The sequence below is a fragment of the Microcystis sp. M49636_WE2 genome (assembly GCF_030065375.1).
In the GTDB taxonomy this organism is placed as follows: domain Bacteria; phylum Cyanobacteriota; class Cyanobacteriia; order Cyanobacteriales; family Microcystaceae; genus Microcystis; species Microcystis aeruginosa_C.
Window position 1 is genome coordinate 1 of the sequence record NZ_JASJFG010000216.1, and the last position, 1,601, is coordinate 1,601.

The following is a 1,601-nucleotide window of genomic DNA, read 5'->3' on the forward strand; positions in this document are numbered from 1 at the left end:
CACAGTGCTAGACTAAAACAAAATTAGTGCAAATTTTATCACGTTAGATAGGTATGAAAGCAACACAAGAAACCAAAAAACTTTACGACGAAAGCGCAGGAGACTGGAAACGAGTAGAACCGATTTTGCTTTCTGATTACTCCGCTCGTCCGTTTGTCATTGATTTATGTGAACCGATTGTCAATAAGAAAATATTAGATCTAGGCTGTGGGGAAGGTTATGTAGGAAGAGAGTTAATTAACCGAGGCGCTCAATATGTTCATGGGATTGATATTTCATCACAAATGATCGAGCAGGCCTTGATTCAAAAAAACGAGCATCAGATTACTAATGCTTCCTATGAAGCTGGTGATATTCGTGATTTTGCGGTCACTGAGTCCGAACAATACGATTTAGTTCTGGCTATGTTTCTGTTCAACTACTTAAATGTTTCAGAAACTATTAGCACGATGCAGAAAGCCTACCAACTTTTGAAATTCGGTGGATATTTCCTGTTCGCCGTCCCCCATCCCTCTTTACCTTTTCTGAAAAAAGATAAGTTTCCTTTTTATTTTAAACCCGAAGCTGGCTATTTTTCCGGACGCGATCAATTATTCCCCGGTGAGATTTGGCGCCGAGATAGAAAAGCCGTCGCCGTGCAATGTGTTCATAAAACTATGGAAGATTACTTCACATCTCTTCGTTTAGCAGCCTTCACAAAAATGCCAGAAGTTTATGAACTAAAAATTAATCAGGAACATTTAGAACTAGACCCAGAATTTTTTACTCCGCTCATTGACCTTCCCCTTCACGTTGCCTTCAAGATTCAAAAATGATTAGACCAATTTTTGATCCTAATATTTCATTACTGACTTGGAAAAAATTGCCCGATCCTTCTCAACTATTTTTTCATTTACCCAAATCATTAGTCTTGTATTTACTGAAAACAAGCAATCACAGATGGCTTGACAAACCCAACGAAATAGCACAGGAAACAGTTAATAAAAATCTTGACTTTTTCCTGCCGTTTCGTGAGAAATTGCTCCTAGAACCCGGAATAGTTATTTTCCGATTAGATTCAGCATTAACAGAAACGGAAATGCGGTTAATTTATGCTTTTATTTCTCGTATTTTTGGACTGCTAAACCACCGCTATGGCTATTTTTTTGATGTAATCGATCGAGGAATGGATTACACTAAAGAAGCTATACCCGTTTCGATGACGAATGCAGAAACTGGCTATCATACCGATAGTACAGCCAAAAACTACTTCCCTGATATTGTTGGCTTACTCTGTCTTGCTGCCGCGGATGAGGGAGGAGATTCCCTGGTAGTAAACGCCGCCAATTTGTATCAATATTTCTGGCAACACCATACAGACCTAGTTCCCTATCTTTACGAACCTTTGGCGCGCGATGTGATTACACCTGGAGAGATTAATTCTCAAGAAGCTATTCAAAATAATAATTTCCCCTTATTCTCAACAGATTCTCAGGGTCTGGTTTTTCGTTATATGCGGTACTGGATTGAAGTCGCTTACTCCAAACTAGAAATAGCGCAACCGGAAGCTATCACAAAAACACTCGACATCATCGACGACTTTTTTTCAAAACCAGAAAATA

General features: G+C 39.0%; 2 protein-coding genes. Both read left to right on the forward strand.

The window, feature by feature from the left end; all coding sequences use genetic code 11:
• Nucleotides 1-53 precede the first annotated feature (53 nt).
• Complete coding sequence (locus PX484_RS04920; protein ID WP_288103047.1) at nt 54-815, forward strand: class I SAM-dependent methyltransferase; 762 nt, start codon at nt 54-56, stop codon at nt 813-815.
• Nucleotides 812-1,601: TauD/TfdA family dioxygenase (locus tag PX484_RS04925; RefSeq protein WP_288103049.1), on the forward strand; the 790-nt coding region annotated here is incomplete at its 3' end. The genes PX484_RS04920 and PX484_RS04925, both read left to right, overlap by 4 nt.

Bases quoted from the DNA above. Each gene is read 5' to 3' on its own strand.
- PX484_RS04920 (WP_288103047.1), top strand. From the start codon at position 54: ATGAAAGCAACACAAGAAACCAAAAAACTTTACGACGAAAGCGCAGGA.